This window comes from Parahoeflea halophila, from assembly GCF_900220985.1.
GTDB lineage: Bacteria > Pseudomonadota > Alphaproteobacteria > Rhizobiales > Rhizobiaceae > Hoeflea > Hoeflea halophila.
In genome coordinates this window covers 146,051-163,097 of sequence record NZ_OCPC01000002.1, presented here as the reverse complement: position 1 = coordinate 163,097, position 17,047 = coordinate 146,051, and the positions used below count along the sequence as shown (strand labels likewise).

At 60.9% G+C, this 17,047-nt stretch carries 15 protein-coding genes; 11 read left to right on the top strand and 4 right to left on the bottom strand.

What is annotated here, in order from left to right:
• Nucleotides 1-32 precede the first annotated feature (32 nt).
• From CRO46_RS08100 to otnI, 7 genes are all read left to right on the top strand, one after another.
• Complete coding sequence (locus CRO46_RS08100) at nucleotides 33-2,327, top strand: arginine/lysine/ornithine decarboxylase (protein ID WP_097106837.1); 2,295 nt, start codon at nucleotides 33-35, stop codon at nucleotides 2,325-2,327.
• Between the two features lie 88 nt (nucleotides 2,328-2,415).
• On the top strand, nucleotides 2,416-3,138 hold the full coding sequence (locus CRO46_RS08095; RefSeq protein WP_097106836.1) for a GntR family transcriptional regulator: 723 nt from the start codon (nucleotides 2,416-2,418) through the stop codon (nucleotides 3,136-3,138).
• Between the two features lie 220 nt (nucleotides 3,139-3,358).
• A complete protein-coding gene (gene dctP, locus CRO46_RS08090; RefSeq protein WP_097107633.1) occupies nucleotides 3,359-4,420 on the top strand; it encodes a TRAP transporter substrate-binding protein DctP in 1,062 nt (353 codons plus the stop codon).
• 22 nt (nucleotides 4,421-4,442) lie between these two features.
• Nucleotides 4,443-4,958: a TRAP transporter small permease subunit gene (locus tag CRO46_RS08085; protein WP_097106834.1), complete on the top strand. Its 516-nt coding sequence runs from the start codon at nucleotides 4,443-4,445 to the stop codon at nucleotides 4,956-4,958.
• A gap of 4 nt (nucleotides 4,959-4,962) precedes the next feature.
• Nucleotides 4,963-6,273, top strand: coding sequence for a TRAP transporter large permease (locus CRO46_RS08080; protein WP_097106833.1), 1,311 nt, complete (start codon nucleotides 4,963-4,965; stop codon nucleotides 6,271-6,273).
• Nucleotides 6,274-6,302: 29 nt separating this feature from the next.
• Complete coding sequence (locus CRO46_RS08075) at nucleotides 6,303-7,235, top strand: dihydrodipicolinate synthase family protein (protein WP_097106831.1); 933 nt, start codon at nucleotides 6,303-6,305, stop codon at nucleotides 7,233-7,235.
• A 196-nt stretch (nucleotides 7,236-7,431) separates the two neighbouring features.
• Nucleotides 7,432-8,208: a 2-oxo-tetronate isomerase gene (otnI, locus tag CRO46_RS08070; RefSeq protein ID WP_097106829.1), complete on the top strand. Its 777-nt coding sequence runs from the start codon at nucleotides 7,432-7,434 to the stop codon at nucleotides 8,206-8,208.
• A gap of 15 nt (nucleotides 8,209-8,223) precedes the next feature.
• Here the strand turns inward: otnI and CRO46_RS08065 are convergent, their stop codons facing one another.
• The gene (locus CRO46_RS08065) at nucleotides 8,224-9,423 is read right to left on the bottom strand and encodes an MFS transporter (RefSeq protein WP_097106827.1); all 1,200 of its coding nucleotides are present in this window, start codon (nucleotides 9,421-9,423) and stop codon (nucleotides 8,224-8,226) included.
• Nucleotides 9,424-9,651: 228 nt separating this feature from the next.
• Here CRO46_RS08065 and CRO46_RS08060 point away from each other — a divergent pair, with 228 nt between their 5' ends.
• Together CRO46_RS08060 and CRO46_RS08055 are read left to right on the top strand one after the other, a co-directional pair.
• Nucleotides 9,652-10,674 carry a fatty acid desaturase gene (locus CRO46_RS08060; RefSeq protein ID WP_097106825.1) on the top strand — a complete coding sequence of 341 codons (1,023 nt, stop codon included), beginning with the start codon at nucleotides 9,652-9,654 and terminating at the stop codon, nucleotides 10,672-10,674.
• A 279-nt stretch (nucleotides 10,675-10,953) separates the two neighbouring features.
• The gene (locus CRO46_RS08055) at nucleotides 10,954-11,163 is read left to right on the top strand and encodes a cold-shock protein (protein WP_097106822.1); all 210 of its coding nucleotides are present in this window, start codon (nucleotides 10,954-10,956) and stop codon (nucleotides 11,161-11,163) included.
• A gap of 271 nt (nucleotides 11,164-11,434) precedes the next feature.
• On the opposite strand, the gene rpmF is transcribed toward CRO46_RS08055, so the two are convergent.
• From rpmF to mtgA, 3 genes are all read right to left on the bottom strand, one after another.
• The gene (gene rpmF, locus CRO46_RS08050) at nucleotides 11,435-11,620 is read right to left on the bottom strand and encodes a 50S ribosomal protein L32 (protein WP_097106820.1); all 186 of its coding nucleotides are present in this window, start codon (nucleotides 11,618-11,620) and stop codon (nucleotides 11,435-11,437) included.
• A gap of 180 nt (nucleotides 11,621-11,800) precedes the next feature.
• Nucleotides 11,801-12,448 (bottom strand): glutathione S-transferase family protein, encoded by a 648-nt coding sequence (locus tag CRO46_RS08045; RefSeq protein ID WP_097106819.1) that lies wholly within the window; start codon nucleotides 12,446-12,448, stop codon nucleotides 11,801-11,803.
• A 75-nt stretch (nucleotides 12,449-12,523) separates the two neighbouring features.
• A complete protein-coding gene (gene mtgA, locus CRO46_RS08040) occupies nucleotides 12,524-13,324 on the bottom strand; it encodes a monofunctional biosynthetic peptidoglycan transglycosylase (RefSeq protein WP_097106817.1) in 801 nt (266 codons plus the stop codon).
• Nucleotides 13,325-13,461: 137 nt separating this feature from the next.
• Here mtgA and CRO46_RS08035 point away from each other — a divergent pair, with 137 nt between their 5' ends.
• Both CRO46_RS08035 and CRO46_RS08030 read left to right on the top strand, forming a co-directional pair.
• Nucleotides 13,462-14,367 carry a polyprenyl synthetase family protein gene (locus CRO46_RS08035; protein WP_425479249.1) on the top strand — a complete coding sequence of 302 codons (906 nt, stop codon included), beginning with the start codon at nucleotides 13,462-13,464 and terminating at the stop codon, nucleotides 14,365-14,367.
• Nucleotides 14,368-14,520: 153 nt separating this feature from the next.
• The gene (locus tag CRO46_RS08030) at nucleotides 14,521-17,043 is read left to right on the top strand and encodes a hybrid sensor histidine kinase/response regulator (RefSeq protein WP_097106813.1); all 2,523 of its coding nucleotides are present in this window, start codon (nucleotides 14,521-14,523) and stop codon (nucleotides 17,041-17,043) included.
• Nucleotides 17,044-17,047: the final 4 nt, after the last annotated feature.

Genomic DNA, 17,047 nt, shown 5'->3' with positions numbered 1-17,047 from the left:
TCCCGCCCTGGTCTTCCCGTTAGGACATTGCCATGAAGTTCCGCTTTCCCATCATCATCATCGATGAAGATTTCCGCTCCGAGAATTCCTCGGGGCTTGGCATTCGTGCCATGGCCCAGGCGATCGAGAACGAGGGGTTCGAGGTTCTCGGCGTGACGGGCTATGGCGATCTTTCCCAGTTTGCCCAGCAGCAGTCGCGCGCCAGCGCCTTCGTGCTGTCGATCGACGACGAAGAATTCAGCCCCGGACCGGATCTGGATCCGGCGGTGCTCAACCTGCGCAATTTCATTGAGGAAGTGCGCTGGAAGAATGCCGATGTGCCGATCTACATCTATGGCGAAACCAAGACCAGCCGGCACCTGCCCAACGACATCCTGCGCGAGCTGCACGGCTTCATCCACATGTTCGAGGACACGCCGGAATTTGTCGCCCGGCACATCATCCGCGAGGCCAGAAAGTATCTCGAGGGAATCCAGCCGCCGTTCTTCAAGGCGCTGCTCGACTATGCCGAGGACGGGTCCTATTCCTGGCACTGCCCCGGCCACTCCGGCGGCGTGGCGTTCCTGAAAAGTCCGATCGGCCAGATGTATCACCAGTTTTATGGCGAGAACATGCTGCGCGCCGATGTCTGCAACTCGGTGGAAGAGCTGGGCCAGCTCTTGGATCACAACGGCGCCATCGGGGCGTCGGAGCGCAATGCGGCGCGAATCTTCAATGCCGACCATTGCTTTTTCGTCACCAACGGCACCTCGACCTCGAACAAGATGGTCTGGCACCACACGGTGGCGCCAGGCGATGTGGTGGTGGTCGACCGCAACTGCCACAAATCGATCCTGCATTCGATCATCATGACCGGGGCGGTGCCGGTGTTCCTGAAGCCGACCCGCAATCACTACGGCATCATCGGACCGATCCCGCAGAGTGAGTTCGAGGTGGGTTCGATCAAGGCCAAGATCCGCGCCAACCCGCTGCTCGACGGGATCGATGCCGAGACGGTCAAGCCGCGCGTCATGACGCTGACGCAGTCGACCTATGACGGGGTGCTCTACAACACGGAGACGGTCAAGGGTCTGCTCGACGGCTATGTCGAGAACCTGCATTTCGACGAGGCCTGGTTGCCGCATGCGGCGTTCCATCCCTTCTACGGGAGTTATCATTCGATGGGACGCAAGCGGGCGCGGCCGATGCATTCGATGACCTATGCGACGCAATCAATCCACAAGCTCCTGGCCGGCATCAGTCAAGCCAGCCACGTGCTGGTGCAGGACAGCCAGGACACCAAGCTGGACCGGCACCTGTTCAACGAATCCTACCTGATGCACACCTCGACCAGCCCACAATACTCGATCATCGCCAGCTGTGACGTGGCAGCCGCCATGATGGAGCCGCCGGGCGGTACCGCGCTGGTGGAAGAAAGCATTGCCGAGGCGCTCGATTTCCGGCGCGCGATGCGCAAGGTCGACGACGAATTTGGCGAGGGTGATTGGTGGTTCCAGGTCTGGGGTCCGCCGGTGGAGCTCGAGGAGGAGGGGATCGGTCAGACAAAGGACTGGGTGCTTAAGCGCACCGATGCGGACGGCGTGCAATCATCCGACGGCGAGGAGTCCTGGCACGGCTTCGGCGACATGGCGCCGGGGTTCAACATGCTCGACCCGATCAAGGCGACGATCATCACGCCGGGCCTCAATCTCGATGGCCGGTTCGAGGAGACCGGCATTCCCGCCTCGATCGTGACCAAGTACCTTGCCGAGCATGGTGTGGTGGTGGAGAAGACCGGCCTCTACAGCTTCTTCATCATGTTTACCATCGGCATTACCAAGGGGCGCTGGAACTCGCTGCTGACCGAATTGCAGCAATTCAAGGACGATTATGACCAGAACCAGCCGATGTGGCGGGTGATGCCCGAGTTCTGCGCCAAGCAGCCACGCTACGAGAGGATGGGTCTGCGCGATCTCTGCCAGCACGTGCACACGCTCTATGCCAAATACGACGTGGCGATCCTGTCGACAGAGATGTATCTGAGCAACCTGACGCCGGCGATGAAGCCGAGCGACGCCTTTGCCCATATCGCCCAGCGGACCACGCAGCGGGTGCCGATCGACGAGCTCGAGGGACGGATCACCACGAGCCTGGTGACGCCCTACCCGCCGGGCATCCCGCTGTTGATCCCGGGCGAGGTGTTCAACACCAAGATCGTCGAGTACCTGAAGTTCAACCGGGCGTTTGCCCGCGAATGTCCGGGCTTCGAGACCGATATCCATGGCCTGGTGCAGGAGCTTGGCAGCGATGGCCAGACGGCTTATTTTGCCGATTGCGTCGCCATCTAGCCGATTGACATCAGCCTTCGAGTCAATTGCGTTCATATCACCGGAGTTGTAGTGGGTCGCTGTAGGAGGCGGAGATCTGGAGCGAATCATGAGCCTTGAAGAGCCGGTGCCGGCACAATTGCCCGAGGTCAAGCGCAAGCGCGGACAGGGCGTCGGTGCGGTCTTCGAAACGCTCAAGCATGAAATCCTGAACCTGACGCTCGAGCCCGGCAGTCCGATCGACGAGGTCAAGCTGGCCGAGCGGTTCGGGATTTCGCGCACGCCGATCCGCGAGGCGATGGTGAAGCTGGCCGGGGAAGGGCTGGTGGTCACGCTGCCCAACCGGTTCACTATTGTTGCGCCGATCGATTTTGCCAATCTGCCGCAGTTCTTCGATGCGCTGTCGCTGATGTACCGCGTCACCACCCGGCTGGCAGCGGCAAACCGGACAGAGAATGAATTGGCGGCGATCCGGGAGCTGCAGCATACGTATACCGCGGCGGTGGAAGCCAGCGACGTGCCGGCGATGATCGAGGTCAATCGCAATTTCCATGCGGCGATCGCGCGGGCCGGCAAGAACCGCTACTACACCGATCTGTTTGTCCGGCTTCTGGACGAGGGCCGCCGCCTGCTGCGGCTCTATTACTCCTCCTATAATGACAAGCTGCCACGGATCTATCTGCAGGAACATGAGGTCATGCTGGCGGCCATCGAGGCGCAAGACATCGAGGCTGCTGACCGCATCGCAGAGGCGCATGCGGAACAGATTGTGCGGCAGATCCAGAACGCGATGACCGAAGACCGCCGTCTGAATGCGGGCATAAGCCTATAAATTTGTTAGCATATTTTCGAAGCATGCTGTCGTTGCAGCAGGATTCTGCTGACTCGGCGCAAGTGAATATTTCGTGTCGACAATGAAAATACAATAAATTATGGTTGCCGTGTCTCCGGAGAGAGGCGCATGCGACGGGCGTTGCGGAAGCAAGGCCTGGCGCTGGTCAGAACACCACCAACCGTCCGCGTGGCTGCGCGGCCAAACCACAGAGGGTTTCATGTTCAAGAAAATCAGAAACTGGGCGCTGCTATCAATGCTGTCTGTCGCAGCCGTGCCGGCCGTGGCGCAGGAAGTTACCTGGCAGGTGCCGACCTCGGTACCGGAAGGTTCGCCCTTCTATGTCAATTTCCTCGAGCGCTTTGCCGAGAATGTCGATGTGCTCACCAATGGCCGGGTGCTGATCGAGCCGTTCGGCGCCGGTGTTCTCGTGCCAGCGCTGCAAGTCTATGACGGAGTTCGCGACGGTATCGTCGAGGCCGGCCACTCGACCCCGAGCTATCTGGTCAATCAGGACCCGACCAATGCAATCTTTGCAGGGTTCCCCGGCGGCATGGGGCCCGAAGCCTATGTCACCTGGATCTACGAGAAGGGCGGCAAGGAAAAGCTTGCTGAGCTTCGCGCCAAGGACGGTTTCAAGAACCTGATCGTCGGCATCGGTTCGTCCGAAGTCATGGCCCATTCCAACGTGCCGATCACCAAGGCGGAGGATCTCAAGGGCATGAAGTACCGCACCTCGGGTCCATGGGCCAAGGTGATGGAAGAGTATTTCGGTGCGGTTCCGACCGTGGTCCCGCCGGGCGAGATCTACACGCTGCTGCAGCGCAAGGGTGTCGACCTGATCGAATGGGGCCCGCCGTCGGCCAATCTGCCGGAAGGCTTCCATGAAGCGGCGAAATACATCATCGTTCCGGGCGTGCACCAACCGACCTTCCTGTGGGAAGTCGTGCTCAAGCAGGAAACCTGGGATGCGCTTCCCGACGATCTGAAGCCGCTTCTGGAAAAGGCTGCGGAACTGACCACCATGCAGGCGCTGATTCATTTCTATGGCGGCGATGTCGAGGCAATGGACAAATACCGCAATGGCAAGAACGAGGTGATCACGCTGTCGCCCGAGTTCATCAAGCAGCTGTCGGATGCCGGCGCTGACTGGATCGGCAAGACCGCCGAAGCCCAGAAGGCTGACGGCAAGGCGGAGATGGCCGATATCCTCGCCGACTACATGGCCTTCAAGGCCCTGTGGTCAGCCGAAAGCAGCTACCTGGTTCGCAACCAGGACTGACCGAGACAACGGAACCACCGTCATGACCAGGCTGTTCAATAGTGTCGACGCATTTTCCCGTCTGCTGTCGTGGATTGCCCAAGCCGTGACGGTGGTTCTGGTGATCTCGATGATCTACGAAGTGGTGGCGCGCTATGTCTTTGGCGCGCCGACCATCTGGGCCTTCGATATTTCCTACATGTCCACAGGCACGCTGTTTGTTCTGGGTGCCGCCTACGCCCTGAAACAGGATGCGCATGTGCGGATCGATTTCCTCGCACAGAAAATGCCGGTTGGCATCCGGCGCAGCATCGAGGGCTTCGTGTTCGTGTTTCTGATCACGCCGATCTTCGCGGGCCTGTCGAAATTTGCCATCGAGAGAGCCTGGCGTGCCTTTGAAACCGGCGAAGTCGAGAATGTCAGCCCCTGGGCGCCGCTGATGTGGCCGTTCTTCGCTATCCTGGCCATCGGGCTGGTGGCGCTGACGCTGCAGCAGCTGGTTCACGGCTTGCGGGTGTTCCGCGGCGATAAAGACCAGCCGTTCAAAATGGAAGCCTGATCCGATGACCATTGCCGCCCTGATGTTTCCCGCGCTGTTCGTGCTGGTGTTGACCGGCATCCCGATCGCGTTTTCGCTAGCGATCGTCTCGGCCGCCGCCGGCATTGCCAAGTTCGGTCCAAATGCCTTTGCCCAGCTCTATGGCGCGTTCTATTCTGCCTCGACCAATTTCATTCTCGCCGCCATTCCGATGTTCGTGCTGATGGGCGCTATTCTTGAGCGTTCGGGCATTGCGGAGCGGCTGTTCAAGGTGATGCAGATCTGGATGTCGCGGCTGCCCGGCGGGCTTGCCGTCGCCACCATCGCAATGGGTGCCGTGTTTGCCGCCGCTGCCGGTGTGGTCGGTGCGGTCGAGGTGATGATCGGGATGATGGCAATCCCGGCGATGCAGCGCGGCGGTTACCGCAACAGCCAGATTGCCGGCACGATCTGCGCGGGCGGCTCGCTCGGCACCATGATACCACCTTCGGTGATTGCGGTGATGTATGCTTCGCTGGCGCAGATGTCGGTCGGCGAACTGCTTGCCGGCATGATGCTGCCTGGTCTTCTGATGGTGGGTCTGTTCATCATCTACCTGATCATCCAGGGCGTGCTGGTACCGCCGCAACCGGCGCAGGACTTTGCCGAGCCGGACATGCCGCTGGGTGAAAAGCTGCGCATCACTGTGACCTCGCTGCTACCGATCTGCGCCCTGATCTTCGCGGTGCTCGGCTCGCTGCTGGCAGGCATTGCCTCACCGACGGAAGCCGCTTCCGTGGGCGCGGTCGGGGCAACGCTGCTCAGCATATTCTATCGCCGCTTCAATCTCGCCATGCTGTTCGAGTCGCTGAGGATCACGGTGCGGATCTCGGCGATGATCCTGCTGATCGTTGCCGCCGGCACGATGTTCATGGGCACATTTGCGGCCAATGGCGGCTCGCGGATGATCCGCTCCTTCATCGACACCGCCGGGTTCGGCGACACCGGCATGATCATCTTCTTCCTGTTGATCGTGCTGCTTCTGGGCTTTGTGCTCGACTGGACCGCAAATGTGCTGATCGCCGTACCGCTCTTCACGCCGTTCATCCGCTCCGCCGGCATCGATCCGGTCTGGTTCGGAACCATGATGATCATCGTCATCCAGACCAGTTATCTGACCCCGCCGATGGCGTCGTCGATCTTCTATCTCAAGTCGATCGCGCCGCCCGGGATGACCTATGGCCAGATGTGCCGTGGCGTGGTGCCGTTCATTCTCCTGCAAATCGCAACGTTGCTCGCGGTTGCTCTGTTTCCGGCCTTGTCGACCTGGCTCCCGTCCCAGATCGTCGGCTTCTGATTCCGTTCATTGAAAGAAGGACTATCCTGATGGACAACTCGATTTTCACCGGCTGCATGCCGGCCTTGATGACGCCTTGCAAAGCCGACCGGACCCCTGACTTCGACGCGCTGGTACGGATGGGGCAGGAACTGATCGATGCGGGCATGTCGGCGGTGGTCTATTGCGGGTCGATGGGTGACTGGCCGCTTCTGACCGACGAGCAGCGGATGGAGGGTGTCGAACGGCTGGTGGCGGCGGGAATCCCGACCGTGGTCGGGACCGGCGCGATCAACAGCGCTTCGGCGGTTGCCCATGCGGCGCATGCGGCCAAAGTCGGTGCGCGAGGGCTGATGGTGATCCCGCGGGTTCTGTCGCGCGGGACCTCGGTGAGCGCACAGGCAGCGCACTTCAAGGCTATCCTGTCAGCAGCGCCTGATCTGCCGGCGGTGATCTACAACAGCCCCTATTACGGGTTTGCCACCCGTGCCGACCTGTTCTTCGCGCTGCGCAAGGAGCATCCGAACCTGGTCGGCTTCAAGGAATTCGGCGGAGCGGCAGACCTGCGCTATGCGGCCGAATACATCACCTCGGCAGACGAGGGCGTCACGCTGATGGTTGGCGTCGACACCAATGTCTATCACGGCTTCGTCAATTGCGGCGCCACCGGGGCTATCACCGGCATCGGCAACGCGTTGCCCAGGGAAGTGCTGCAGCTGGTGGATCTGTGCACCAAGGCGGCGGAAGGCGATGTTGTGGCCCGGCTCAAGGCCAAGGAACTGGAGGAAGCGCTGGGCGTGCTGTCATCGTTTGACGAGGGCGCCGATCTGGTTCTCTATTACAAGCACCTGATGGTGCTCAATGGCCACAAGGAATACACGCTGCATTTCAACGAGACGGACGCACTCTCGGCCTCGCAGAAGCAATATATCGAAACCCAGTTCAAGCTGTTCAAGGACTGGTACGCCAACTGGTCCGCCTGAACTCCGCCCTTCGGGTGCCCCCGGCCGCGAACCGCGGTACCCCATGCTCTGTCCCCAAGGACTTGACCGCCGGAAGCCACGTGCTTCTGGCGGTCTTTTTCATGGGCGGTACGTAATGCGGATTCGCTATCGCAGGTTGTCAGATGGCGCAACATTGATAAAGCTGGAACGGGGAAGGCTGCGACAGGAGGACGAAATGCCATTTTTTGCCGCAAATCTTTCGATGATGTTTACCGAGCACGGATTTCTCGACCGGTTCCGGGCAGCGGCCGATGCCGGGTTCGATGCGGTGGAATTCCTTTTTCCCTATGATTACCCGGCAGCTGAAGTTGCCGCGCGGCTGGCTGATGCGGAGCTGGAGCAGGTGCTGTTCAACCTGCCGGCGGGCGACTGGGCGGATGGCGAACGCGGACTGGCGGCACTGCCTGGCCGGGAGGACGAGTTTCGGCGATCCGTGGCCACCGCGCTGAGCTATGCCAAGGCTCTGGGCACGCGCCGGCTGCACATGATGGCGGGGATTGCCGATGCTGCGGACCCGGGGCGCCGGGCCGCCTATGCAGACGCGCTTGCCTTTGCCGCCGATGCGGCAGGCGAGAAAGATATCACCTTGCTGATCGAGCCGCTCAATCCCCGCGATATGCCCGGCTATTTCCTCAACAGTTTCGATCAGGCGGCAGCCATGATTACGGATCTAGGCCGCCCGAACGTGAAGCTGCAATTCGATATCTATCACCGCCAGATCCTGCACGGGGACGTGCTCAAGGCACTGGAGCAGATGATGCCGATCATTGGCCACGTGCAGATTGCTTCGGTGCCGGGGCGCAACGAACCCGGAACTGGTGAACTGGATGATTTCCGGGTGCTCGAGGCGCTGGACGAGCTCGGCTATCGCGGTTTCGTGGGATGCGAGTACCGGCCAAAGGCCGCCACGCTGGAAGGCCTCGATTGGCTCGACTGGTTCGAGGAATGCTGAGTGCGAGCTTCGCTTCTATCCCGGCTGCCTGTCGGCATGCCGCATCAGACCGGAAAAGAAGAGCGGAAGGGTCACGAACACCGGCAAGGCCATGTAGACCGCGGCAAAGCCGGTGTGTTCGGCGATGAAGCCAATCACCGAGGGCGCGAACAGGATTCCCGAATAGCCCATGAAGGTGACCACCGAGATTGCCAGTCCCTGGGGTAGCCCGGGCAGATTGCCGGCAGCGGAAAACGCGATCGGCACGGTGTTGGCAAAACCAAGACCGGCAATGGCGAAGCCGGCGATGGCGAGTTGCGGCGACGTCGCCAGTCCCGCGGTGCCCAGGCCGGCCATGGCGAGCATGCAGGAGACCCGGAATGTCCTGACCGCGCCGAACCGGTCGCGGACCACATCGCCGAGGAACCGCATCAGCGCCATGGCTGCTGAAAATGCACCAAAGGCAAGGCCGGAAAGGGCGGCGTTGGCACCGAGTTCCTGACGCAGATAGAGCGCACTCCAGTCCAGAATGGCCCCCTCGGGCGTCATCATGATCAGGCAGATGATGCCGGTGAGCCAGACAACGGCGCCGGCACCGATGAGGCTGGGGCGGCGGCTGGCCGCACCAGCTTGGCCTGTCGTATCCGGTTCAACATGGGGTGGGTCGACAAGCACCCGCGGCCAGGCGATCAAGACCATAACCAGGGTGACGAGTGAAGCGGTGATGGCATGCGCAAGCACGCCGTGATGCGCGATCAGCACACCGCCGAGTGCTGCGCCGGCAACGCCGCCAAGGCTCCAGCAGCCGTGGCAGGAAGACATGATCGCCCGGCCCTGACGCTTTTCCACCTCGACCGCGTTGGCATTCATGGCGACATCCATGCCACCGACGAGTGCGCCAATGAGAAACAGCGCCAGCGCCGCAGTCCAGATCGAGGGTGCGATGGTGACGAAGAGCAGGCAGGGGACGGTCAGTGCGGCGAGGATGCGGGTGACGGCGTGAGAGCCTCTTCCGGAAATCAGCACGCCCACCGCGGGCATGGCGCAGAGCGAGCCGATACCGAAACACATGATCATCAGGCCGAGATCGCTTTCGTCGAGGCTGAGCCGGGCGGCGAATTCCGGGATCTTGGGCGCCCAGCTGCCGACGACAAATCCATTGGCGAGAAACATGAGCGAGACGGCAAGGCGTTGGGGCGAAAGCAACGCGGGAGCAACAATGGCGGTGGCAGACATGAAGAGATCCGTCCTAAAACGATTGAAAATCGGTACATCCGTTTTCGCGCAAGGTAAATCTGGGCACTGGTAACACTCGGAGTGACGATGTGACACATCGTGATCTGGGGACGTGGGGAGAAAAAGATGCCGTTTTGGGAATCGGCGTGTTAAGCCCCCGCAGATGTGTGCCGAGAGCAGCAACAATTGCCCGGCCGGTGAGGAAACAGGATCTTAGGAGAAATTCGCATGGCAACAGGATCAGCGCGGGAGTGGGTGGGCCGCCTGCAACCCTACAGGTTGCCGAGTGACGGGCGAAGCGCATTCGAAACGGTCCTGACCTTCGGCCTCCTGGTTGCCTTCTGGGCTCTTATGTGGGCAGCTCTCTCCTACAGCATCATTCTCACTCTCGTGCTTTCGATCCCGGCCGCGCTGCTCATGGTGCGCCTGTTCATCATCCAGCATGATTGCGGCCATGGCTCGATGTTCTCCACGGCCAAGTGGAACGACCGGGTCGGCCGGGTTCTGGGGGTGATCACGCTGACACCCTATGATTACTGGCGCCGGTCGCATGCGATCCATCACGCCGGATCGGGCAATCTCGACCGCCGTGGGATCGGCGATATCGACACGCTGACGGTCGAGGAATACCTGGCGCTGTCGGCGGTCGGGCGCTGGAAATACCGTCTCTACCGCCACCCGCTGGTGATGTTTGGCCTCGGACCTGCCTTCATCTTCATGCTGCAGCACCGTCTGCCGGTGACGGCGCTGAAGGACGGGATCATGTCCTGGAAGAGCGTCATGGTGACAAACCTTGCGATTCTGGTGATGTGGGTAGCGCTCGGCATGCTCGTGGGCTTCAAGGCATTCCTGATCATTCACCTGCCGATCATGCTGATCGGCGCCTCGATCGGGGTCTGGATGTTCTATGTCCAGCACCAGTTTGACCCGACCCATTGGGACCATGCGCCGGAGTGGGAGCGGGAATATGCGGCACTGCACGGCAGCTCGTTCTATGATCTGCCCAAGCCGCTGATGTGGGTAACCGGCAATATCGGCATCCACCATGTTCATCATCTGTCGAGCCGGATCCCGTTCTACCGTCTGCCGCAGGTGCTCAAGGATTTCCCCGAGCTGGCCGAGATCGGGCGGCTGACCTTCTGGCAGAGCCTTCGCTGCGTGCCGCTGGCGCTGTGGGATGAAGAACGCCGCCGGCTGGTGCCGTTCCGTTCGGTCCGGGGGCGGAGTGCGGGCGTTGCCGCAGCGGCTTGATGTGCGGTGAAAAGGCAGACTAGGCAAGAATAGCGGGCCGGGTATCCGGTCGGCTATTCTGCGCTGCTTGCAAGGTGAACGCGCTTTTGCTTGTGCTGGCGCGAAAAACCGTGTACCACCAGCCTATCGATTTTTGGACCGGACGACTTGGTCGCTCACCGCCTTGGGGCGGAGACACGCTCAACACTTCACTTAAACTCGATGACGAACGCCTGCGCCGAGCGCTTTCAGGAGCGCTGGCGCCGGAAATTACATTCATGGACATAAAGGACTTCCCCCATGAAAACCGGTACCGTTAAATTCTACAATGATCAAAAGGGCTTCGGCTTCATCGCACCTGACGACGGCAGCAAGGACGTTTTCGTCCATGCAACTGCACTTGAGCGTGCTGGCATGCGCGGTCTGGCCGAAGGCCAGAAAGTGTCATTCGACACCGCTGAAGACCGCCGCACAGGCAAGATGGCCGTTTCGACCATCGAAGCTGCCTGAAAAGCTCCGGCAGGGACCGGCTGGCTAGGCTGGTCACTCTGAGTTGAATTCGCCCGGGTGCTTCCGCTCCCGGGCGTTTTTTTGGCTGTTGCAAGCGGTCAATCGCGATGCATGTACGTTATCGTTCAAATGAATCCATTTGAACGCAATGCGATTCAGGCGTGCTGTGGTGCCGGATGTCGGACCAAGTTGTCCGGGGAGCAGACCGCTAACGCAGAAAAGCCGGCCCCGCTAGGAACCGGCTTTCAAAACTTCAGCAGGTTTGAAAAGCTTATGCGCTTTCCTTCGGCGTCAGAACCTGACGGCCGCGGTACATGCCTGTCTTCAGGTCGATGTGGTGCGGGCGGCGCAGTTCGCCGGAATTCTTGTCCTCGACATAGGTCGGGGCCTTGAGAGCATCAGCCGAGCGGCGCATGCCGCGCTTGGATGGGGTGGTTTTGCGCTTCGGAACAGCCATTATAAACTCCTATTGAGCGTACAGGCATGTCCAACGGTCGACCCAAGGGCCGAAACTGACACATGCCGATTTCGGAAATTTGCCGGGCTTATACATGGCATTTGCAGCTTTGACCAGCGGTTGCCGCGTTTTTTTGACTCATTGGCCAGCGGATGACGCCTCGTGGGGCGGTGGAAAGTGTCAGGCCTCGTCCTCGTCGACGATCCACGGCTCGGCGCGGCCTGCTGTTTCCCATTCACGCCAGGCCGGCAGCTCCTTCATCCTGGCCATGTAGCCGGACACGATGGGTGTGGTCTCGAAGGCATAGACATCGAGGCGATTGATCACCGGCGCATACATCGCATCGGCAATCGAGAACGTGCCGAAGAGGAACGGTCCACCGCTCTTTTCGAGGCACTGGCTCCACAGGGCCTGGATGCGGGCCACGTCGGCGAGGACCGCCCGTGAGGTCTCGATCTGCTTGCGCTCGCGGCGCATGTTCATCGGGCAGGCCGAGCGCAAGGCCAGGAAGGAGGACATCATCTCAGAACTCATGGCCATGGCCATGGTCCGGTCGGCCGGTTTCTCCGGCCAAAGAGCGGATTCGGGATGCCTACGAGCGACGTGATCAAGGATTGCCAGGGACTCCCAGACAGTCACATCGCCATCAACCAGAACCGGGACCTTGCCGGTGGGTGAGAACGTCTTGAAGGCCGGGTTGCCGGCAGCCATGTCGAAGGGCACCAGCTTCTCCTCGAATGCGATGCCTGCGGTGCGCATGCCGATCCAGGGCCGGAACGACCAGGAGGAATAGTTCTTGTTGCCAATGTAAAGTACCGGATCGGCCATATCGCGCCCCTCAGCTTGAATGAAGGTGACTGTCTCGCACGGAGCCGGGCGCTGGAAAAGCCAATTTGGTTGAACTCAATCATAAAGGCATTTGATGTAGGCGCCGGACTGGCTGGCGCGTTTCTCGATGATGCCGGCCAGTCGCTTCATGCCGCTTGAGGGATTGGCGGCGTTGCGCATGATCGGGTTGGGCAACGTAACCGCGAGCAGGGCAGCCTGGCGGGCCGACAGCTTGGCGGCAGGAACGCCGAAATAGGCCTGAGAAGCGGCTTCGATACCGTAGATGCCGGGCGCCCACTCGGCAATATTGAGATAGATCTCCATCTGCCGTTTCTTCGTCCACACCACATCCATCCACATGGCCAGCGGAATCTCCAGCGCCTTGCGCAGGATCGAGCGGTGGGGCGGCAGAAAAAGGTTTTTTGCCGTCTGCATCGGGATCGTGCTGGCACCGCGCGTGGCCTCGCCTTCCAACGCGTCATCGATCACCAGATTGAGCGCTTCCCAATCGATGCCGTCATGGGCGCAAAACTGGCCGTCCTCCGACATCATCACCGACTGCACAAGAACCGGGGCGATGGCGTCGAAATCGACCCATTGCCGCTCATAGGCCCGGCCGTTGAAGGTTTCACCGAGCATCAGGGTCGAGATCGGCTGAACCTGCGGCGACGCATAGATCAAGATCAGAACATAGGGGGCAAGCAGGATCAGAAAGACGAGCGCCAGGCTCCATGCCAAGAGCCGCCCGAGAAATGACCGGCGTCTGGGTTTGCCCGAACTCTGTCGTGACCGGGAAGTCCCGTTGTCTGTCTGTCTGGCCACCTGGCTGTTCCCGAATTGATTGCCGCCGTCCGACACGGGGCTGGTTGCGTGCATAACGGTCTTGCCGCCCGATTGCCAGACTCAAGCGGCGGATGTGCACCGGAGGGGCGAAGGTCTCCCGCATCGATAGCTGCAAACAAACCGTTGCCCACCGGATTGCGACATGGCAAGAGACCGGCATGGACAGGCAGATGGCAGATATTTTCACCGCGAGACTCGATGCGACCGCAGGGCAGGTGGTGACACTGCTCAAGTCCTTGTTGTCGGGTTCGCCTCTGGAGGGCGAAATCGTGCGTCCGGACGAGCTGATGGCGGCAATGCGCCACGGCGTTCTCAATGGCGGCAAGCGGCTGCGGCCGTTCCTGGTGATCGAGACTGCACGGTTGCTCGGCGCGCCGGATGCAGCAGCGGCCCGCGTGGCCGCGGCGCTGGAGTGCATTCACTGTTATTCGCTTGTCCATGATGACTTGCCGGCAATGGATGATGATGATCTCCGGCGCGGGCAGCCGACTGTTCATGTCGCCTTCGACGAGGCAACGGCCATCCTGGCCGGTGACGCGCTGCTGACCCTGGCGTTCGACATTCTCTCCGCGCCGGAGACCGAACTGCCTGCTGAGACAAGGCTCAGACTGGTCAACCAGCTCGCCAGAGCCGCGGGCGTTGGCGGCATGGTGGGTGGCCAGTCGCTCGATCTCCGCGCCGAAAGGGTGGCTCCGGATGAAGCCGGGATCGTAGAGCTGCAGGCGATGAAGACCGGCGCGCTGCTGCGCTATGCCTGTGCCGCGGGCGCCGTTGCTGCCGGGGCCGATGACCAGGTGCTGGCGCGGATGACCCGGTTCGGCGAAATCGTCGGCCTTGCCTTCCAACTCGCCGATGATCTGCTCGATGTCACATCGGATGCTGCGACGCTGGGCAAGGCGGCAGGCAAGGATGCCGGGCGCGGCAAGGCGACATGGGTCTCTCTTCACGGTGTCGCCGCGGCCCGACAGCGGCTGGAACAGCTGGTCGAAGAGGCTTCGGAGCTGCTCGAACCGTTTGGCAGCGAGGCGGAGATATTGCGGCAGACTGCCGGCTTCATCGCCAGCCGGGAACGCTGAGCAGTATCATTTCCGACGACAAGCCTGGGGCCTGACCCTGGAACAGTGAGTTAGGGCGTTTTCTGCCGCTCGTGGTGCAGAAGACGCTGATTTGTATGTCTTTAATTAACCTACTCACGGCAATATCCGGGGCAAACGGGTGCTGCCAGGAACATGACCAAAGAACGCAAACATCAGGACGAAACAGCGGTCGCGCGACGATCGGTTATCTCGCTGAGGATCGGGTATATCGCTGCGCTCAGCGCTCTTGCCGTGATCTGTACGTTCTTCTTCTCCGAGCAGAGCGAGCGTACTCGTACGATTCAGCAGATCGGGGCTGTGTCCGCGGAGTTTGCTGAAGTCGACCATACCTTGCGTGCCATAGCCGAGCGCACCGAGCGTCTGGCGCAGAACTACGTCGACTATCAGGCTGCCGTCGACACCCGGCTTGATGGGGCGACGCTGGCGGAAAAGCGCAGGATCCGGGAAAATCTGACTGTCGACCCGGATATCATTTCTGCCATCACCAGCCTGCGCTTTCGCTTTGAAAGAGCCCGTTGGAAGATCAAGCACCTGAGTGACAAATGGGATAAACTGCCGGCCGACCTGAAGAAAACGATTCAGCTGCAATCGCGCTACATGACCGGCGAAGACGCATTTCTCAACCACAAGCAGATGGTTGAGGCGTCGCGCCTGGACAACGCACGCACGAAAAAGGACATGTACTGGGCCGGCCGCGAAATCAGCGCCCTGTTCGACGGGATCATCCAGCCCTCCAACCTTTTTGTACATGAGCAATTCCGGGATTACCTCGCCAAGCAGTCGCTGGAGCTGGGGGATCTGCTGCAGCGCTACCTGCTTTCCACGATCGGTATTCTGCTTGTTCTGGGTCTTGGAGTCTTCGTCCCGATCGACATCATCATCCGCCAAATGATCAAGCGGTTGCAGGCCAAGACTCGCGAGATTGATGCCGCGCTGACCAAGGCCAAGCTCGGCGACAAGGCGAAATCGGAATTCCTCGCCACCATGAGCCATGAAATCCGGACGCCGATGAACGGGGTGCTGGGGATGGCTGAGCTGCTGACGCGGACCGAACTCGACACCCGGCAGCGGACCTTTACCGATGTTATCCTGAAATCCGGCAACGCGCTGCTCGAGATCATCAACGACATTCTCGATTTCTCCAAGATCGACGCCGGCCAGCTGACGTTGAGTCCAAAGCCGTTCAATCTGGTCGATACGACCGAGGACGTGGCAACGTTGATGTCGTCACGGGTTGTCGAAAAAGACATCGAACTGGTGGTGCGCATCGCGCCGGGCCTGCCGGACAAGCTTATCGGCGATGCCGGCAGGATCCGGCAGATCCTGACCAACCTGGTCGGCAATGCGGTCAAGTTCACCGAGCATGGCCACGTCATGGTCGACATCAATTGGCGCAAGGTCGACTCGGTCAATGCAGCCGACCGGCTGGCAATCTCGGTCGCGGTGCGGGACACCGGCATCGGTATTCCCGCCGACAAGCAGGAGGCGATCTTCGAGAAATTCAGTCAGGTTGACGGATCATCGACCCGGAAACACGAAGGTACCGGGCTTGGCTTGGCTATCGCCACCCGGCTGGTGGAGATGATGGGCGGCAAGATCGTGCTGGACAGCCAGGTCGGGGTCGGCTCGACCTTCAGCTTCACCATCGAAATGGATGTCGACGGACAAGGCAGTTCCACAAACGAGGCCCCGTCGGAGCTGTTGCCGGGGCGGCGAGTGCTGGTGGTGGACGACAATGCCATCAACCGGATGATCCTGACCGAGCAGATCCGCGACTGGGGTTTCGACTGCGTGGCGGTCGAAGGCGGAGAAATCGGCCTCGATCTGCTGCGGCATGCGAAATCCCACCTTGGAATCGGTATCGATCTGGTCGTGCTCGACTTCCAGATGCCTGGCATGTCGGGAGCTGAAGTCGCCCAAGCGATCCGCAGCGATCCGCTGATCGCCGATACGCCGATCCTCGTACTGTCCTCCGTCGACCAGTCGGACCAGCTGGCGGCCCTCAATCATCTCGAAATCTTCGCGCAGCTGACGAAACCTGTTCGGACCGCGCAACTGCGCAAGACCGTCGAAGCGGCCTTGCGTCAACCCGGTATCGCGCCGAGAAGATCTGACGCGGTGGCTGCGGCGTCACCCGGGCAGGCATCCGCGCCAGCGGCTGAGTCAACGCTGGTCCAGCCGGCGGACACGGCACCGGCCAGCGCAGAGCCATGGTCAGCGCCCACCGCATCCAAGCCGGCGACGGCCGTACGGTCCGAACCGCTGGTGCTGGTGGCCGAGGACAATGCCATCAACCAGATCGTGTTCCAGCAAACGCTGGACGGGCTGGGACTGATCCACGATCTTGCCCTCAACGGCCGCGAAGCCGTTCGGATGTGGGAGGAACTCAGGCCGTCCCTGGTGCTGATGGATGTATCGATGCCGGAAATGAACGGGCTGGAAGCGACCGCCGCAATCCGCGAGATCGAAGCCCGCGACGGGCTGGCGCCGACACCGATCATCGCCGTGACCGCGCATTCGCTCAAGGGTGACGAGGATCGCTGCCTGGCGGCCGGGATGGATGATTACCTTTCCAAGCCGATCTCACCGGAAAAACTCGGGGCCATGATCGAACGCTGGCTGCCGCAGTACGCAGAGCTGGCACGTTCGGCCTGAACCG